Genomic DNA, 16,286 nt, shown 5'->3' on the forward strand with positions numbered 1-16,286 from the left:
CTCCAGGGACGGCCGTCCGGCAGCGCGGGTACCCCGCGCCGGGCGGCTGTTCCGCACCCGGAATTCCCGTCCCCCGTAACGGGAACCCCGGTCAGGCCAAGGTGGCCAGCAGCTCCGACACGTCGGCCGCGTCGGGCAGCCCGAGCCGTGTGAAGACGCCGTGGGCCTGCTCCAGCTGCTCCCGGGCCCGGTACGTCTCACCCAGGTCCGCAAGCGCCCGCCCCATCGCCACCGAAGCCTGCGCCCGGTCGCGCTCCGAGCACGCCTCCTCGCAGCGCTCGACCGCCGCGGCCGCGTGCTCCAGCGCCTCCGGCACCCGCCCGGTCCGCCGCAGCGTCTCCGCCAGCCGGTACAGCACCTGTGCCTCCCGCTCCCGCAGCCCGGCCGCCCGGCATACCGCCAGGGCCTCGCCGTAGCGCACCACCGCCTCCTCGAAGCGGCCCACCCCGTGCAGCGCCAACCCGAGCACGTACAACGCGTACGCCGCCCCGACCTGGTCCTCCAACTCCTCCATGACCAACAGCGCGGACTCACAAGCGGGAACCGCCTCCGCGGGAGACCCGCTGCGCACCCGGGCCAGCGCCGCGTTGACGCTCGTCACCGCTGCACCGGACCGGTGGCCCAGGGTGTGCGCCAGGGCGATCGCCTCGTCGTAGCAGGCCGCCGCCTCCTCGAAGCGGCGGAGGAACTGGGCGACCAGCCCAAGGTCGTTGAGGGCCTGGCGGAGCGTGTAGACGTCGCCCGCGGCACGGGCCGCCGCCACGGACAGCTCGGCGTGCCGCCCCGCCTCCTCGATCCTGTCCGCGCGCAGGGCGATGCCGCTGCACAGCATCCGCGACCGCCCGATGGTCCGCCGGCAGCCGCTCAGCTCCGCGGCCTCGGTCAGCGTCAGCGCCACCGGCGCCATCCGCTCGTACCAGACGGCGGGGGTGAACGGGCTGACCGCGAGCAGCAGGTCGACCGCGCCGGCGAGCCGGTCCCCGGCCGCGCCCGGCAGCCGCAGGGCGACGGTGCTCAGCGCGGCCGCCATCAGGCCGTCGATCTCCGTCACCACCCAGGCCCGGGCGGCGTGCACGTCGCCGAACTCCAGCCCGCCCGAGCGCAGCGGACCGAAGGCGTTCGCCACCGCGTCGCCGGGGATCGCGTGCGGGAAGGCACTGGCGGCCGTCGCCAGCAGGAAGTCCAGCAGGCTGCCGAAGGCCTCCGCCGCCTCCGCGGGGTCGTGCGACTCGGCACGCTGCCGGGCGAAGACCCGCACCAGGTCGTGGAAACCGTAGCGGCCGGGCTTGGCCGACTCCACCATCGCGGCATCGGTCAGCGACTCCAGCAGGTCCTCCGCCGTCGATTCGTCGACGCCCAGTGCCGCGGCGGCCGTCGGCACCCCGATGTCCGCCGCACCGGCCAGGGAGACCAACCGGAACGCCCTCGCCTGGGCGTCGGTGAGCTGCTGGTAGCCCAGTTCGAAGACGGCGTCGATGGCCAGCGTGCCGATCCGCAGCTCGGCGATGCGCCGCTGCTCGTCCGCCAGGCGCGCGGTCAGCGTCGCCACCGGCCACGAGGGCCGCGCCGACAGCCGGGCGGCCACGATCCGCACCGCGAGGGGCAGATGGCCGCAGGCCTCGACCAGCCGCAGCGCCTCCTCCCGCTGCGCGGCCAGCCGCTCCCGGCCGATGATCGCCCCGATCAGCTCCAGTGCCTCGTCGGTGCGGAACGGCTCCAGCAGCAGCTGGGACGTCAACGGCAGGTCGAACATGGGCGACCTGCTCGTGATGACGACCGCGCAACTGGGTGACCCGGGGATGAGTTCGCGGACCTGGGCGGCGTCCCGGGCGTTGTCCAGGACGATCAGCAGCCGCCGCCCGTCGATCAGCGACCGGAAGAGCCTGCCCCGGTCCTCGACGCCGTCCGGGACCTGGTCCTCCGGCATCCCCAGGGCCGTCAGGAACCCGGCCAGGACGAAACCCGGTTTCGCCGGGTCGGGCCCGATGCCCCGCAGATCGGCATGGAGCTGGCCGTCCGGGTAGTGGGAGCGCGCCCGATGGGCGACGTACAGGGCGAGGCAGGTCTTGCCGACGCCCCCCATTCCCGCGGCGGCCAGCACGACCGGCGTCCGGCGCACCGGCTCGGTCAGCAGCGCGTGCCAGACGTCGACCTGATCGCGCCGTCCGACGAAGTCCGGCGCGTCGTAAGGCAGCTGGGCGGGCACCACGCCCTCGGTCCCGGCCCCCACCACGCCCGGCTCCGGCGACGGCTCCGGCGCTGACGCCGCAACAGACGGCACCGGCTCCGGTCCGGCCTGCACGGGATCGCCGACGAGGATCCGACGGTGCACCTCGGTCAGCTCCGGCCCGGGTTCGATGCCCTGTTCCTCGATCAGCAGGTCCCGCACCCGCCCGAACACCGCCAGGGCATCGGCCTGCCGCCCCGCCTTGTGCAGCGCCCGCATCAGCAGGCCGTAGGGACGCTCCCGCAGCGGGTACGCCTCGGTCAGTTCGACCAGATCCGCAATGGCCGAGCGGTGCCGGCCCAGCGCCAGGGCGAGCTCGAAGTGCTCCTCGCACAAGGTCAGCCGTAACTCCTCCAGGCGCACCCGCTGCCGCTCCGCGAACGGCCCAGGCACCCCGGCCAGCGGCTCCGCCTGCCACAGCTCCAACGCCTGCGCCAGCAGCCGGGCGCCCTCCGCCGTCCGGCCGTCGGAGGTGGCGCGCGCCGCCGCGGCCGCCAGCCCTTCCGCCCGGCAGAGGTCCAGTGCCCCGTCGGGCACCGTCAGCCGGTAGCCGTCACCGGCCAGCTCCAGGGCGGTCGGCGAGGCATTCCCCGGGCCCAGCAGCTTCCGCAGCCGCCACACGTACGTGCGGACGGTGGTCACTGCCCGGGCAGGCGGCTCGTCCGCCCACAACGCCCCGACGATCTGCGCCATGGAGACGGGCTGGTTCCCCCGCAGCAGCAGAAGCGACAGTAACGCCTGCTGCTGCGGCGGCCCCACCCGCAGCTCGACGTCCCCCCGGTATGCGCGCACCGCGCCGAGTATTTCGAATCGGAATGCTCCAGCCACTTGGTGGTTCTCCTCGCAACAGCCGGTACCAACACAGGCACATGACGCCTGTGGTCCTCTGCAAGACGCGATTCACCGGGCCGAGGATCCACCTCTTGGGCCGTGAGATGATGATGAAAATGAAACGTCGCCGCAGTCCAGGCGGCCGCGATCTCGGTGATCAGGCCCTCCACCAGCGTCCTGATCCGGTCGCGGACCGGACGGACCGCGTCGACGCCCTGGCCGGCCGGGTCGTCGAGCTTCCAGTCGAGGTAGCGCTTGCCGGGGAAGACGGGGCAGGAGTCCCCGCAGCCCATGGTGACGATGACGTCCGAGGCGCGGACGGCCTCGGTGGTGAGGATTTCGGGCGTCTCGGCGGAGATGTCGATGCCGACCGCGCACATCGTCCCCACGACCGCGGGGTTGACGGCGGCGGCGTGGGCCGAGCCGGCGGAGCGGACCTCGATGCGGTCGTCGGCGAGGTGGGTGAGAAAGGCGGCGGCCATCTGGGAGCGGTCGGCGTTGTGGACGCAGACGATCGGCACGGAGGAACGCGGGGCGGCGCAGGAGCTCATGGGCAGGGGGCTTTGTCGGGGGTACGGATCGGTCAGGAGACGGCGCGCGCGGGCTCGGTCCGCGGGACGGGGACCTCGCCCCCGTGGCGGGCGGCGATCGTCCGGATTGTGGCGGCCGGTGAACCAGGCGGCGAGGGTGACCACCGGGTTGAAGTGCGCGCCGGAGACCGGACCGAGCAGCAGAATGAGTACGCCCAGGCCGCAGACGGTGGCGAGGGAGTTGGCGAGCAACTGGACGCCGACGTCGTCGGACAGCTCGGTCGCCTGGATCCGGGAGCCGATCACCACGGCCGTCAGAAGCCCGGTCCCGATGGCCTCGGCGGCGTTGTTTCCGTCTCCGTTCGTGCTGCGTCAGCACGTCGGCCAGGTCCGGGCGGCACGCAGCCGGACCCAGGCCGCTCCCATGAGTCTGCGCAGCGGGCTGAGCCGGAGACTACTTCGCCGGCCGCTTCCGCCAGCGGTCGTGGTGGAAGATCGGTTCGACGGCGACGACGCAGAACGCGTGCATGGGCCGGTCCGTGCGTCTGGGGTCGAAGAATCCGACCATGTCACCGAGGAGGCTTTCGCCGTGCCGGTGGACGTGGGGGTCCTGGGCAATGCGATCGCCGAGGTCGGTGAGCCAGTCCCCGATCCAGAACAGGAGTTCGGCTCCCAGCGTCAGTGTCCGCCCGGGCGAACTCGGCGGGCGGACTGAAACGGAGTAACGACCCATCGACATTGCAGACTCGCCCTCCCCGGCCACCGCCTCCCCGGCGGCGGCCGGGGAGACTGACGCTGGCGGGGGTCAGGCGTACGCGTACGAGCTCGACGAGTACTCGGAGTACGAGCCGTTCGTCTTCAGGCGCGGGACGTCGTGGCCGCACTGGGCGCAGGCCACCGGGCGGCCGCCGTCGCGGCCGCGGATGGTGATCCATTCGCCGTTCTTGCCCGTCAGTACGTCGCGCAGGGCCTCCTTCGCGTGCATGCCCAGGTCCACCGCGGTCTTCGCGAAGTCGAGGAACGTGATGCGACGCCCGCAGGAGGAACACGTGGCGTCGAACACCTTGAAGGGGCCCTTGAGCGAGCTCGGCGAGGTGTCGAGGTAGTCGGCCAGTTCCTGGATCTCCGACGCGCCCAGGAGCCGCATGTGAGGTGGCTCGGTCAGAGGGAGGGCGGCGATCACCCCCTGCGGGACCTGGTAGGTGCGCGTCGTGTCCGGCCTGTTCTTGACGTATTCGAGTACCTCGTCGAGCGTCAGCTGTGCCTGTTCCACTTCGGGTACCTCTCTCCGCTGTCGTGAGATGGCGCGGCTGCCACGCTTCCAGCCGTGGTAGGGGTCCACCACTCCGTTACGCCGACCGGTCCGGTGACCACCCGGTCCAGCTCCTCGCGCAGGCGGGTGCCGATGCCCGCCCTGCTCCAGTACCAGCGGCACAGCTCCGGCGCCGCGCCGGAGCTCGCGTCGTACCAGGTGAACGACGCCCGGTGAGCCGCGTGGGCGTGCGCGCCGAGCGCGTTGAACTCGGAGAACCCGCGCGGCGGGCGGCCCGCCACGTATCGGTCGAGCGGGATCCTGTGGCGGTCCGCGCACAGGGCGCGCAGCTCCCCGTACAGCGCGCGCGGATAGGTGAAGGGCGGGTGCTGCATGAAGTCGAAGAACACCTGGTGGCCCAGGAAGTCCTGCGTCGGTGCGAGCCAGGGCCGGTGCCGGCCGAGTTCGGTGACGGGGCGGCGGACGATCCACGGACGCCCGTCCACGAGCAGGTCGGCGGGGGTGACGGGGCGGAAGAAGACCATATCGGAGTCGACGTGGCAGATGAGGTCGGCATCGGTGAGCTGGTCCGCGTACAGCTTGCTGACCTGCTGGCCCAGGTAGTCGTCGCGGTGGTCCGGGCCCACCTCCAGGCGGACCCCGTCGCCGACGGACCGGCGCACGGCGGCCGCCCCGGTCCGCGGGGTGACGACGACCACCTCCGAGAAGCCCCGGCACCACGTCCGAATGGCGGCCAGCGCGTAGCGCAACCAGGCGACGTCACCGTGGTAGGTGCGGATGAACAGCGCGGTCCGCTCACTACGATGGGAGCCGTGGTCGAGGCTGTGCCCGCCTTCTGGTGCCGGGCTCCCAGTCAGGGCAATGTCGGCGACAGGCTCACTCCCTGGCTGGTCCGGCGGATCTGCGGTGCCCCGGCCCGGTGGGTCGCGCCGCACGCGCCGGGGCGCAAGCACTTCGTCACCGGCAGCGTGGTCTCCCTCGCGGGACCGGGCGCCGTCGTCTGGGGAGCCGGGGTGATGTGCGCCGGTGAGGACATCGACCCGCGGGCCGATCTGGTCGCCGTACGCGGCCCCCTCACCCGGGAGGCGGCCCTGCGCTCCGGGGCGGCCTGTCCGCCGGTCTACGGGGACCCCGCCCTGCTGGTCCCCCGTTTCCTGCCCCGTGGTGGCCGGGGTACCGGGCGGCGTCCCGCCGTCGTGCCGCACTTCGCCGACAAGGCTGGTGCGCGGCTCGGCACTCCGGCCGGCTGGCGGCTCGTCGACGTGCAGCGGCCGGTCGAGGAGGTCGTCGAGCAGCTCGTACGGGCGCCTCTGATCGCCTCGTCGAGCCTGCACGGGATCATCCTCGGCCACGCCTACGGGATCCCCGCCGTCTGGATCCGCTACCGGGACCTGCCCAGCGGTGACGGGAGCAAGTTCCACGACTATTTCCTTTCGGTCGGGGTGCCGGTCCCGCCGCCCGTGTCCGTCGGCCGGACGGGCGCGGGGCTGGATTCGGCGGCGCTCGCCGATTTCGCGACGCTTCCGGCGCGACTTCCGGACCTCGACCTGCTCCTGGAGAGGTGCCCGTTCCGTTGACAGCACACGAAGACGACGTGGACCAGGGCCTGCGCCAGATCCTCCACGGCATCCGGGACGCCAACTACCACCGCCCCGGCATCCGTTGCCTGCGGCTGCTGGAGACCGGGCCCGACACCGCCGCGAGCCTGGCCGCCGAGGTGGCGCTGCTGCGATCGCGGCAGCGCCCTTCGTTGGCCGGAGCCCCAGGCCATGTGACGGCGTGGACCGGTCCCCGCGGCCGGGTCGAGCAGTTCAGCCTGCTCAACGCCTCCGGCCGCTGCGACGACTTCTCCCGCGACCACGACCTGTCCTGCTTCGGCAAGCGCTTCCACCACGGCACGTACCACCCCGCCCTGGCCGCGCTGATCGGGTCCCTGCCGCACCTGGTCAACTTCCGGGTCAACGTGCTGGGGCCGGGTGCTTCGCTGTCCCCGCACGAAGAGCACAGCGTCGTACGGGCGCGGTCGGGCACGGTGGGCATCCGGGCCCGCTTTCACCTGCCCCTGACTACCCATCCCGCGGCGACGCTGACGCTGGACGGGGACGTGCACCACTTGGTGGCCGGATCGGTGTACCTCGTCAACCACGGCTGCGTGCACGCCGCCGAGAACGGCGGGCCCGCCGAACGTGTCCACCTGGTCTGGGACATGTTGCTGACGGCGGACGCGGCGGCTGCCGTGTTCGGGCCAGGCCCGGCGCCGGCGGGCCTGACCCGGACCCGCCGGCGCACCCAGCCGCCCGTCGGACGCCGCACGGTCACCGGGTGGGAGCGCATCGCGCCGCAGGTCCGGGAAGCCGAGGCTCGGAGCATCGGCCTGCTCGCGGTGCAGTAGCAGTAGCCGTAGCAGGAGGCGTTTCAGTACAGGGTCCTGCGGAACTCGGCGGGAACATAGTGGAACAGCAGCGAGGTGTGCGTGCTCCCGTCGGGCAACGGCGGGCGCCCGTGCGGCACCGTGGTCCCCCTGAAGAGGACGGCCTGACCGGGCCGCTGGACGAGGCTGACCTCGCCCTGCGGGGTTCCCAGGTGCAGCGGCCAACCGCCCTCGATGCCCGGGCCCGACTCCCCGAGCAGCAGGGACACGGTGTACTCGCACTGCTCCCGGTCCACGTGACGGCCCAGGACCGCGCCGGCGCGGTACGCCGAGACGTAGGAGTACGAGGGGCGTACCGGCCGGCCCGCGATCCGCCCCACCAGGGCGCGGAACTGGTGGTGGAAGAAGCGGGACAGGGATTCGTTGTACCAGCCGTAGCGGCCGGAGACCTGGGCGTCCCCCAGCGGCCACGAGCCGGTGGCGATGAGCCGCTCGTAGTAGTCGAGCAGGGCCAAGCGGTGCCGGGGGTGGACCATGCGGTCGATCCGGCACACGTCGTTGCGCTCGAAGTCCGCGGCGGCCGCGGCCCGGGCGGTGTCGGCCCTGGTCGCGTCCCGGGCGCGCAGCCCGGCCGACCCGAGCGCCCCGGCCCGGGCCAGGGCGGCGCGCAGCCGCGCGGGGAGCGCCGGTGAAAGGGGCCGTCCCGGGACCAGGGTGCGCAGCGCCCAGAAGTCTTCGAGGGAGACCCAGAACGGGGCGAGTGCGCCGGTTGACGGGTCGTCGGTCCACAGGATCGGCCGGTCGGGCAGGAACCGGTCCCGGAACCGGGCCCGGCCCGCGAGGCCCAAGGGGATGGTGACCCCGTCCTGGAGGACCACGGCCGGGTCGAGGAGCGGGTGTTCCGGCTCGGGGCCGGGCGTCGGGGCCGAGGCGTCGTCCACGGAGCCGGCGACCGGGGAGCAGTCATCCGCGGCGCCGTCGTCGAGCCAGCACACGTAGGAAGGGCGCCGGGGCAGGCCGCGGACGGTTCGGGGCATGGGCGGGGTACGTCCGTTCGTCAGGCGCCGGCAAGTGGACGCCACGGTGTCGAGGGACGACGGGTCGAAGCCGGGTGTACTGCGCCACTTGCCGGGGCGCGGAGGCGTGATCGTCGTCGCGGAGAGCGGGAGGTCCCGGCCGGGCGGACCGGCGGGCAGCCCGAGTTCCCGCTCCAGCCACCGGATCGTCCGGGCCGGAGCCGCGCTCAGCTCGGCGTAGTCGAGATCTACCCAGCGGATGTCGGGCGGCCCGGCGGCACGACTGTCCAGTACCGCTTCCGTGGCGGCCGCCCACTGGCGGGCCGCGATCCGGGACAGGTCGTCGCCGAGCCCTCGCCGCCAGCCCGGCGGCAGCAGCAGGTGCCAGGCCCGGCGGGGCCAGCCGGGCAGGTCCGGGATGTTGACGAACCCCGGATGGGTCCAGGCCCGCACCATGCTGGCCACGGTGTCGCGCGGGTCGCGGTGCAGGTGTACGACGGTGGCGTCCGGGAACAGCCGCAGCAGGAAGGGCAGCCGCAGGCAGTTCTCCGGGGTCTTCTCCAACAGCCTCGGCGGCGGATCCTGGGGGCCGCCGTGGTCCGGCCAGTTCCGGCCCCGCGCATCGCGCAGCCCGGCGAGGAAGCCCGCGCGTACGGCCCCGCCGTACCGGTCGGCGTGCGCAGCGTCCAGGGCGTGCGAGGCGTACCCGCCAGCCGCCGGGTGGAGCCCCGGTACGCCTTCGATGACGCTCTCGCTCTCCCCGCCGACCGTCCACAGGCCGGGGTGCCGGGCGAGGGCTTCGTACAGGGCCGTGCTGCCCGAGCGTGGCGGCGCGACGATGATCACGGGCGCGGTGCCCGTGGTCGGCGCCGCCGCCGCGGAGACCGGCCGTACGGCACCGGTGACGGGCGGGCCCAGACGGCCGAGTGCCGGGTCGTGAGCGGCCCGGAACGCCGCTGCCGCGGGCTCGGATGCGAAGAGGTACCTGGCGCGTACGCCGCCTGCGTCGGGCCGCACTGCGCGCGCGAGGAGCCCCGCGACCCGGGGGAAGAGGGCGTGGTGCAGGGCGCGGGCTTCGGGGCGTGCCCGGCCGGAGGGGAGCGCCACGCGGGCGACCACGGTCCAGGCGAGGGCGTCGGCACCGGCCTCGGCCCGCCCGGCCTGGTCTTGGGCCCGGGCCCGTGTCGCGGCCCGCGCCGCCCGCGCCCGGGTGGCTCCGGTCTCCCGGTCGCTCACTGCCGGTGGATCCAGCCCGTGACGCTGAAGCGGCCGTCCGCGAACGCCTTGCTCGGCACCCGGATCGGGAGTACCTCGTGGTCGTGCCTGCTCGGGAAGAACATCGCAAGGTTGGCGCGCGGCACGATCGTCTGGCTGCGGTCCGTGGCGACCACCCTCCCGTCCTCCGGGACCGTCTCGAACACCCGCAGCTCCCCGCCCGAGAACCTGCGGGGCTCTCCGGAGAAGAAGTACACGAAGGTCAGCTCGCGGGTGTCCCCGTCGTCGCTGTCGCGGTGCATTCCGAAGTAGTCCCGGTCGCCGTTGGCGGTCACCTGGAGTTCGATGCGGCCCAGCGGGAATGCAGGAAGGTTCAGCCGGCCGCTGATCTGCTGGACGTGTTCCTTGATGCGCTCCGTGAACAGGGCTTCGTAGGGGCCCAGTTCGTCGAGGACCAGACTGCGGCGCACCCGTTCGTCCACCACCGCCGGACCGCCGGACCCGGACATCCGCACCGTGGCGGGCTTGAAGTCGGGTTCCCGGTCCAGCACGTACGCGCGGAACTCGTCGTGTTCCGATGCGCTGAGGAACTCCCGTACGCCCTGGGCCACCTCGGCGACCGGATCCCGTTCGTAGCGGCCGGTGCCCGTCGGCACGCCGGCGGGCTTGCTGTAGTGGCCGCCGCGGACCAGCCGGGCGATCTCGGACGGGACGGAGGGCCGGTCCACCACCCATTCCGCACGCGAGCCCAGGTAGACCGTGTTGTGGAAGGCGGCGTTGAGCGCGAACACCTCGTCGTCCAGGGCGCCAGCGAGCACGTCGACCGTGTCGGCCTCGGCCAGGCCCAGCCGGTTCAGCAGCTCACCGGCCGGGGCGCGGTACGTGAGGTAGCGCGCGGCCTCGGTGAGGAAGGCGTCCTCCGTCCGCTCGAAGCCGACGCGGCGCAGCGTCAGGTCCGCCAGCCGTGATTCCTCGGCGACGAGGTAGTGCACCTCGGCGTTCGGGTCGACGGCCAGTGTCTCCAGGGCTTCCTTGTACACGGCGGCGCACAGTCCTACGTTCGTCAGGTCCTCGTCGGCGACGTGCACGGGGCTCAGGCCCCAGCATCCGTCGCCGACCAGGTGGGTCTGCACGAAGGCGACGATGTTGCGGGCGCCCAGCCCCCACGGTGGCCAAGGCCGGTCCCGGACAGCGGCGAAGACCTGCGAATCGCCTTCGCAGAACAGGGGCAGGACGACCTCGTCCATCAGGTGGGGTGCGCCGGCCCTCCGGAAGAACGTGTACAGGGCCGCCTTGGCGGTCTCGCTCAGCTCGTCGAAGATCTCGATCCGCGTGCCGCCGTTGCCATCCGTGTAGAAGTCGCGTCTGATGGTCGGGATCATGGCCTCTCCTGCCGATTCGAGTGGGGGGACGACGGTTGGACCTTGCTGCGGGTACGGGCCTCGACACTGGCGCGGGCACCGGCGTGGGCGCGGGACCGGGCGGGGACACGCCCTTCATGCGGGTGACGGGGCCGGGTGGCGAACACCTGCCGTGGGTCTTGGTCCGCGCGCCCGTCGTGACGCACGCACACCACCTGCGGCTGGCCGCACTGGCCCGCGCCGGCGTCCGGTTCGCCGGAGTCACCAGCTATCTGGGGTTCCCCGGCTCGCCTTGGCGGGACGAGCGCGACTACGGGCTGCTGTGCGAGGCGTGGTTGCACTGCTTCCGCGATCCGGAGCACTTCCTGCCACCGGCCGGCCCCCGGCTGCTGACGAGCGAGTCCGACTTCACGGACCCGCTCCGCGTGGATCCGGCCCGGGTGGCTGCCGGGGCTGCCGGGGCTGGGACGGAGGGGGCGGTAGGCCCCGACATCGTGCACGTGTCCGGCCGGGAGCCGTGGCGGCAGGAGGCGAAGAACTGGCCGCTCGCCGCGCGCTGCCTGCGCAGGCTGGCCCGGGAGACGGGGCTGCGGATCCTGGTGGTCGACGCGCCGGCCGGGGTGGAGCCGATCTGCGGCGTACGCATGGTCGGGCCGCTGCCGTGGCGGCGGCTGCTCGCGGTCATCGCGGGGGCACGGGCCCTGTTCGTACCGGCCGTGCTCGACGCCTCGCCACGGGTGCTCGCCGAAGCCCTGTGCCTCGACGTGCCGGTCGTCGTCAACCGGGCGATCCTCGGCGGCTGGCAGTACGTCAACCCGTTCACCGGGGTGTTCTTCGACGGGGAGGACGACGCGGTGGCGGCGGTACGGGCCGTGCTCGGCGCCCGACAGCGGCCCCGGGCCTGGTTCGCGGCGCACCACGGGCCGGCCCGGTCCGGGACCCGCGTCCTGCGTCTGTTGAGCACCCTGGACGACTCCTTGCCGGGCTCCCTCACGCACGTGCTGCTCACCCCCGACCAGGGACCGGGGACACGTTGAGCACCAGCCGTGCCATGCCGCGCATGGGAGAGCGGTGGATCCACACGTCGCTCACGGGATGCACGGACCAGTGCCGTCGTACGTCGAGGTGCCGGAAGAAGACGGTCGCGTCGGCCGGCACCCGCCGGACGACGGCACCCGGCCGCAGGAACGACGGGCTCCCGTCCATCGCGCACAGCTTGGCGAGGGCGGTCCCATCGGGTCTGTCGGCCCGTCGCTCGCGCTCCGCCTGCCGCGACAGCCGCTCGCGGCGTGCCAGGTAGGTGTAGAACTCGCCCATGCCGAGGACGTCTTCGCAGGCGACGTACTCGGTGGTCGGGCCGTTGTATACCCGTACGGCCCCGACCGTGGGACTCTGCGGCGGCACCGTGTCCACGTGGAAGCCGCACCGCCGCGTGGGGGCCTCAGTGAACACGCGCACCATCGCCTTGTCCGTCCCCGCCGTGTCCACGACCCGGGCCAGGATCCCAGCCATGGCATCGACGAGGGGAGCCGCAACGGAGGCGGGAGCACCGGCCAGTGCGGTGTGCGCCCAGCCGGTGAACTCGTCGGGCGTGACCGAGGGCAGGGTGGTGCGGGGGATGACCAGCCGTTCCCCGGCCACGAGCTCGGCCAGCTCCTGCAGCCACGGCTCGCGGCGGCCGTCGGGGACGATGACCGCGCTCAGCGCGGGATCAGCCGCGAGACGGGCGGCATCGGCTGCCGTCGCCCCGTGCAGGACACCGGCGACGGCCGTGTTCCGGGAGCTGGAGACCACGAACGGCAGGCTACTCGGTGCCACGGCGGGCGCCCGTCCGACAGGCTGGTCCGGCGGCGGCGGAACCCGTACGGTCGAAGCTACGACCGTGACGGGCAGGTCTACCCGGGTTCGAGGCTGCCGCCCGCTCATGCCCGAACAGCCCGTGCGCGACATCGTGTTCGTCCTGCCCGTCGAGAAGGGCGACGGGACCAAGTACGACCACGCCCTGGACGAGATCCGCAGACTTTCCGCGGACCTGCGCGACGGGAACCTGGGGCATCTGGTCCCCGTCATGGCCTGGGGCCAGGTGGACTTCAGGTACTACCGCTCCGGCATGTACGCCCACATCCTCGGACGTGTGCTGCTGGTCCCGGCCTTCTTCCGGTTCCCCTCACCCGAGCGCGGCCTCCTTGCCGTCAGCGGTGGGGACGCTGACACCTGACCCCGTCGCTACGCGAGGAGTGCCTGCGCCATGTAGAGCTCGCTGATCGTGTGGCCTCCGGACGGCAGTTCCCGGGTACTGGCGGCGACGAGTTGCTCGATGAGGGGAACGTCCTCGGGGGCGCTGGCCCGTTCCGGGTAGGAGGCGTTCTCCCACAGTTCCCGTACGTACTGCCACAGGGCGTTCGCCTCGTCGGACTCCTGTTCGTCTTTGTGTACGGCGATATCGGCGATGGCCGAGGAGAGGACGCCCTCGCGGCGGGCGGCGGCGGCCCGCGCCGCCCAGGCCTGTCGCGTCTGCGAGCGGCAGCAAAGGATCGTGCGGTCGCGCATGGCGGTGTAGCGGTCATCGGCGGCGAGAGCGGCGTCGAGGTGTGCCCGCATCTCCTCGCGGCGCGGGCCGTCCTGCCACTGGAGGCCCCACCGGGCACCGCTGTCGTGGGCTATCTCGACGCGGACGGCGGTGAGCTGCGACAGGTGTCGGGCCAGGTGGATTGCCTGCCCACTGCGGTTCATGACGGGTCGTCCTCTTCGCGGTTCGGAGGCGGAGGATTCCCCACCTGGATACGGGAGGGTTCCATGCCCCGATCGAACACAGGCGGCCGGTCGGAGTTCAACGCGGCCCGCACCGTGTTCCGGGTCACCCTCAACCGCCGCGCGATCTGCTTGATGGGCACACCCTCCGCCTGGCGCAGAGGGTGTATCTCGGCCAAGTCCTCCACTTTCAGCACCCTCCAGATCATCAAGGGGGTAATTCTGCGGGAGCACCTGGGGGTCATTCTTACGGGAGCAACGACAGCTGCCACGGCGGCGGGTACGGCGCGCCTGTTTCGTGGCCGGGGCCCACCGTGCGCACCGCTCTCCAAGATCTGTGCCAGAGCCCACAGCCCGTGAATAAGGCCAGGCTCCGATGCCCCGGCGAGACCCGGGCACCGGTTCGGCGAGCCCATCAGATCGTGGCTCGAACGGGCATTTTGAGGTCGCCTGAGGTTCAATGAAAGTACAGGTCCAGTCACCTGTCGTGTGGCATTCAACTCAGCGACTCCTATGGAGGGCGTGAGATGCCGGTAAACATTGTGGACATCGGCCCACCTTCAACTATCGCATCAGGACGAACGCTCATCGAGACCTACTTCTTCGGGGATTTCTTCGACGTTGGCGTGTGCTACGGGACGCTGGCGACGGAGCCGAAGTTCCTGGGCTGGCTCGATGTCACAGACCAGGGCAGGGTGGGATCCATCCGATCCATCGGCGGGGTTCCGCACCTGGACCTGAGGAATTGGCAGTACACCATGACGGTGACGAACCGATCCAACGCTACGGTCCCCTACAACATTCGGATCGCGACCTTGACCAGCGGGTGAGTGCGATGCCCAGAGTGAGACTTACTGTCATTACGGACCCGGACGGGACGGTCGTCGGCACCAAGCAGATGGTCGAGCCGGGTGATCCCCTGGCGCCGGAGTTCTCCTACCGGCCCGTCACACAGCCGGGAGGGGAGGGGCCGGAAGTCATGATTCCGGTGTACTCCCAGATCGTCGCGGGACCGGACCAGGAGGCGCACGTGTTGGACGTCGACCTGCCCGAGCAACTCTTCGTGTCCCTGGACCCGGCCACACTGCACGAGATAGTGCAGACCAGGATCAATCAGGTGAAAGGCCGTGAGGCCTGATCGCGGCATCTGCCGCTTCCTCGGCCTGGCCCTCGACCGGCTGGCAGCAGGCCGATGAGCCGCACCTTCCAAACAGGAGACCGGGCACTCGACACACGGCGCAACCAAGTCGCGGTCGTCACCGGACAGATCCTGGACGCCGGAAGCGTGCTGCGCGGCGAATACAACGGCGGCACTTGGTCCGCGCATGCCCACACCCTGAGGCTGCTGCCCCCACTGCCCGATGGGCATGGTCCGCCACCCCACCCACAGCACTACGGCCCACCGCCCTGCCCCTCCTGATGCACCGGCGGGCCCGATACGTGTTCGTCCGGTCGCGTGTCGTGTGTCATGCGGGTCAGGGCCGGCCCGCCGTAGAAGCTCCAGGTGATCGCTGGGACACAGGGCTTGACCGGGGGTTCTGCGTCGCAGTGGTTGTGGCGGCGGTCGTGAGCGGAGCGGGTTTGCGGCGGCGTTTGCGTGCTGAGCGTGCCTTGTTGAGGTAGTCCTCGAAGTCGGGCATGCCGTCTTTGGGGGCGGCGGTCGCCAGGATGACCTCGAATCGGTTGCGCCGTGCACGGGCAGGGCCCCTCCAGCTTTCCTTCTGGCGCGTCTTCTTGGCACGTTCGGCTTCGATGTGCCGGTCGACGCGTGACCAGGCGTCCAGCCAGGGAGCGTGGCGGGCCGCGGGGAGGTTGTAGGCGAAGAGCAGGGCCCGCATCTCGTGCATGCCTGGCACCGTGCCGGCCGGCGATGTCCGCGCGCCGTGCTTTTGCCTGCGGCCGCCGGGCAGGGGGCTGCCCGGAAGCGCACTCGCTGCGCCCCACTTACGCCGTGCTCGCTCCGGTTCGTCCCGCCAGCGCCGTCCACGGTGACCCGGCCCTTGTCGTACTGCCCGACGCCGACGCTGGCGTCGCCCGAGGCACGGGACGAGCCGGCGGGCCGCCCGTGGCCGGGGTTGGCTTGGTGGTTCTGGCCGTGGGGACTGCCCCGCACGCCTGCATGCGCCCCGTCGGAGCCGGGCCCGAGCGGGGCCGGGTCGGGGATGATCAGGTCATGATTGAGGACCCTGCAGCCGGCCGGCGGTGCGCCGGCACCGCGACCGGATGCCACAGCGGAGCTGCGAGAGCTGGCCGCATCACGCCGACTGGCCATGGACAAGCCGGTGTTCACCGCCCCCGGGTTGCCGGGGAAGTTCCGCCTGCAGCTGTTCACCGCGCCCGGGACGTCCTGCGCCCTGCCCGTCTCCTGCTCCAGGCCGCCCAGGCCGTGCCCGGCCACCCGCACGCCGACGCCGTCACGCAGCTGCGTGAGGCCGTCATCAACGCGGGCGAGGTCGACACCGCCCGGACGACCGCCGACTGACCTTCCGCAGCCGGCCGTCACGGCCGGGGCTGGGCGACAACGGTCGAGATGGGGCCGCATCTGTCCCGGGAGCCTGGCGGCGTCGGCCGTGATCCGGGGCGCGGACGAGCAGGGCGGCGCAGAGCGAGCCCGGCTCTCCGGCCCAGGTCGGATCGCCGGCCGCCGGTCGTGGACCCGTCGGCCCGCCGCCCGGGCTGCGCCCGGCTGCCGTCACGGGCCGTGCCTTCGC

At 72.3% G+C, this 16,286-nt stretch carries 15 protein-coding genes and 3 pseudogenes; 6 read left to right on the forward strand and 12 right to left on the reverse strand.

Annotation, left to right across the window (positions count from 1 at the left end):
• Positions 1-91 precede the first annotated feature (91 nt).
• From ACIQU4_RS26360 to ACIQU4_RS26385, 6 genes and pseudogenes are all read right to left on the reverse strand, one after another.
• Positions 92-3,019, reverse strand: coding sequence for a BTAD domain-containing putative transcriptional regulator (locus ACIQU4_RS26360; protein ID WP_403735372.1), 2,928 nt, complete (start codon positions 3,017-3,019; stop codon positions 92-94).
• 158 nt (positions 3,020-3,177) lie between these two features.
• Positions 3,178-3,609, reverse strand: a pseudogene (locus tag ACIQU4_RS26365) (arsenate reductase ArsC); the annotation flags it as partial.
• A 123-nt stretch (positions 3,610-3,732) separates the two neighbouring features.
• Positions 3,733-3,921, reverse strand: a pseudogene (locus ACIQU4_RS26370) (aquaporin); the annotation flags it as partial.
• A gap of 121 nt (positions 3,922-4,042) precedes the next feature.
• Positions 4,043-4,327 (reverse strand): hypothetical protein, encoded by a 285-nt coding sequence (locus tag ACIQU4_RS26375; RefSeq protein WP_403735375.1) that lies wholly within the window; start codon positions 4,325-4,327, stop codon positions 4,043-4,045.
• Between the two features lie 66 nt (positions 4,328-4,393).
• Positions 4,394-4,861, reverse strand: a complete 468-nt coding sequence (locus tag ACIQU4_RS26380; RefSeq protein WP_403735378.1) for a hypothetical protein — start codon at positions 4,859-4,861, stop codon at positions 4,394-4,396.
• The gene (locus ACIQU4_RS26385; RefSeq protein WP_403735381.1) at positions 4,843-5,610 is read right to left on the reverse strand and encodes a hypothetical protein; all 768 of its coding nucleotides are present in this window, start codon (positions 5,608-5,610) and stop codon (positions 4,843-4,845) included. Before ACIQU4_RS26385 ends, ACIQU4_RS26380 begins: the two co-directional genes overlap by 19 nt.
• A 63-nt stretch (positions 5,611-5,673) precedes the next feature.
• On the opposite strand from ACIQU4_RS26385, the gene ACIQU4_RS26390 reads away from it, so the two are divergent.
• The gene (locus tag ACIQU4_RS26390; protein WP_229343867.1) at positions 5,674-6,438 is read left to right on the forward strand and encodes a polysaccharide pyruvyl transferase family protein; all 765 of its coding nucleotides are present in this window, start codon (positions 5,674-5,676) and stop codon (positions 6,436-6,438) included.
• Positions 6,435-7,253 carry an aspartyl/asparaginyl beta-hydroxylase domain-containing protein gene (locus tag ACIQU4_RS26395; protein WP_403735384.1) on the forward strand — a complete coding sequence of 273 codons (819 nt, stop codon included), beginning with the start codon at positions 6,435-6,437 and terminating at the stop codon, positions 7,251-7,253. The genes ACIQU4_RS26390 and ACIQU4_RS26395 overlap by 4 nt, the downstream gene beginning before the upstream one ends.
• 23 nt (positions 7,254-7,276) lie before the next feature.
• Here ACIQU4_RS26395 and ACIQU4_RS26400 read toward each other — a convergent pair whose 3' ends face one another.
• Both ACIQU4_RS26400 and ACIQU4_RS26405 read right to left on the reverse strand, forming a co-directional pair.
• A complete protein-coding gene (locus ACIQU4_RS26400) occupies positions 7,277-9,484 on the reverse strand; it encodes a sulfotransferase (RefSeq protein WP_403735387.1) in 2,208 nt (735 codons plus the stop codon).
• Positions 9,481-10,845, reverse strand: coding sequence for a 2OG-Fe(II) oxygenase (locus tag ACIQU4_RS26405; protein ID WP_403735390.1), 1,365 nt, complete (start codon positions 10,843-10,845; stop codon positions 9,481-9,483). The genes ACIQU4_RS26400 and ACIQU4_RS26405 overlap by 4 nt, the downstream gene beginning before the upstream one ends.
• A gap of 35 nt (positions 10,846-10,880) precedes the next feature.
• On the opposite strand from ACIQU4_RS26405, the gene ACIQU4_RS26410 reads away from it, so the two are divergent.
• Complete coding sequence (locus ACIQU4_RS26410; RefSeq protein WP_403735393.1) at positions 10,881-11,861, forward strand: hypothetical protein; 981 nt, start codon at positions 10,881-10,883, stop codon at positions 11,859-11,861.
• Here ACIQU4_RS26410 and ACIQU4_RS26415 read toward each other — a convergent pair.
• The gene (locus tag ACIQU4_RS26415; protein WP_403735396.1) at positions 11,830-12,618 is read right to left on the reverse strand and encodes a hypothetical protein; all 789 of its coding nucleotides are present in this window, start codon (positions 12,616-12,618) and stop codon (positions 11,830-11,832) included. The two genes, ACIQU4_RS26410 and ACIQU4_RS26415, sit on opposite strands and share 32 nt — an antisense overlap.
• Before the next feature lie 130 nt (positions 12,619-12,748).
• Between ACIQU4_RS26415 and ACIQU4_RS26420 the strand changes: the two genes are divergently transcribed.
• On the forward strand, positions 12,749-13,042 hold the full coding sequence (locus ACIQU4_RS26420) for a hypothetical protein (RefSeq protein ID WP_403735398.1): 294 nt from the start codon (positions 12,749-12,751) through the stop codon (positions 13,040-13,042).
• Positions 13,043-13,050: 8 nt separating this feature from the next.
• Here ACIQU4_RS26420 and ACIQU4_RS26425 read toward each other — a convergent pair whose 3' ends face one another.
• On the reverse strand, positions 13,051-13,557 hold the full coding sequence (locus ACIQU4_RS26425) for a hypothetical protein (protein WP_403735401.1): 507 nt from the start codon (positions 13,555-13,557) through the stop codon (positions 13,051-13,053).
• Positions 13,558-13,589: 32 nt separating this feature from the next.
• Positions 13,590-13,772 (reverse strand): annotated as a pseudogene (locus tag ACIQU4_RS26430) (helix-turn-helix domain-containing protein); the annotation flags it as partial.
• A 330-nt stretch (positions 13,773-14,102) separates the two neighbouring features.
• Here ACIQU4_RS26430 and ACIQU4_RS26435 point away from each other — a divergent pair.
• Together ACIQU4_RS26435 and ACIQU4_RS26440 are read left to right on the forward strand one after the other, a co-directional pair.
• Entirely contained in the window at positions 14,103-14,405 is a 303-nt protein-coding gene (locus ACIQU4_RS26435) for a hypothetical protein (RefSeq protein WP_403735404.1), read from the forward strand.
• A 14-nt stretch (positions 14,406-14,419) separates the two neighbouring features.
• Positions 14,420-14,713, forward strand: coding sequence for a hypothetical protein (locus ACIQU4_RS26440; protein WP_403735407.1), 294 nt, complete (start codon positions 14,420-14,422; stop codon positions 14,711-14,713).
• Positions 14,714-15,050: 337 nt separating this feature from the next.
• On the opposite strand, the gene ACIQU4_RS26445 is transcribed toward ACIQU4_RS26440, so the two are convergent.
• Positions 15,051-15,422: a hypothetical protein gene (locus ACIQU4_RS26445; RefSeq protein WP_403735410.1), complete on the reverse strand. Its 372-nt coding sequence runs from the start codon at positions 15,420-15,422 to the stop codon at positions 15,051-15,053.
• Between the last annotated feature and the right edge of the window lie 864 nt (positions 15,423-16,286).

Source organism: Streptomyces sp. NPDC090741 (genome assembly GCF_044769045.1).
GTDB lineage: Bacteria > Actinomycetota > Actinomycetes > Streptomycetales > Streptomycetaceae > Streptomyces.

What these genes read in the sequence shown, in the direction of transcription:
- ACIQU4_RS26425 (WP_403735401.1), bottom strand. Translation starts at nt 13,557, where the DNA reads ATGAACCGCAGTGGGCAGGCAATCCACCTGGCCCGACACCTGTCGCAG.
- ACIQU4_RS26375 (WP_403735375.1), bottom strand. Translation starts at nt 4,327, where the DNA reads ATGTCGATGGGTCGTTACTCCGTTTCAGTCCGCCCGCCGAGTTCGCCC.
- ACIQU4_RS26445 (WP_403735410.1), bottom strand. Translation starts at nt 15,422, where the DNA reads ATGCACGAGATGCGGGCCCTGCTCTTCGCCTACAACCTCCCCGCGGCC.
- ACIQU4_RS26420 (WP_403735398.1), top strand. Translation starts at nt 12,749, where the DNA reads ATGCCCGAACAGCCCGTGCGCGACATCGTGTTCGTCCTGCCCGTCGAG.
- ACIQU4_RS26405 (WP_403735390.1), bottom strand. Translation starts at nt 10,845, where the DNA reads ATGATCCCGACCATCAGACGCGACTTCTACACGGATGGCAACGGCGGC.
- ACIQU4_RS26435 (WP_403735404.1), top strand. Translation starts at nt 14,103, where the DNA reads ATGCCGGTAAACATTGTGGACATCGGCCCACCTTCAACTATCGCATCA.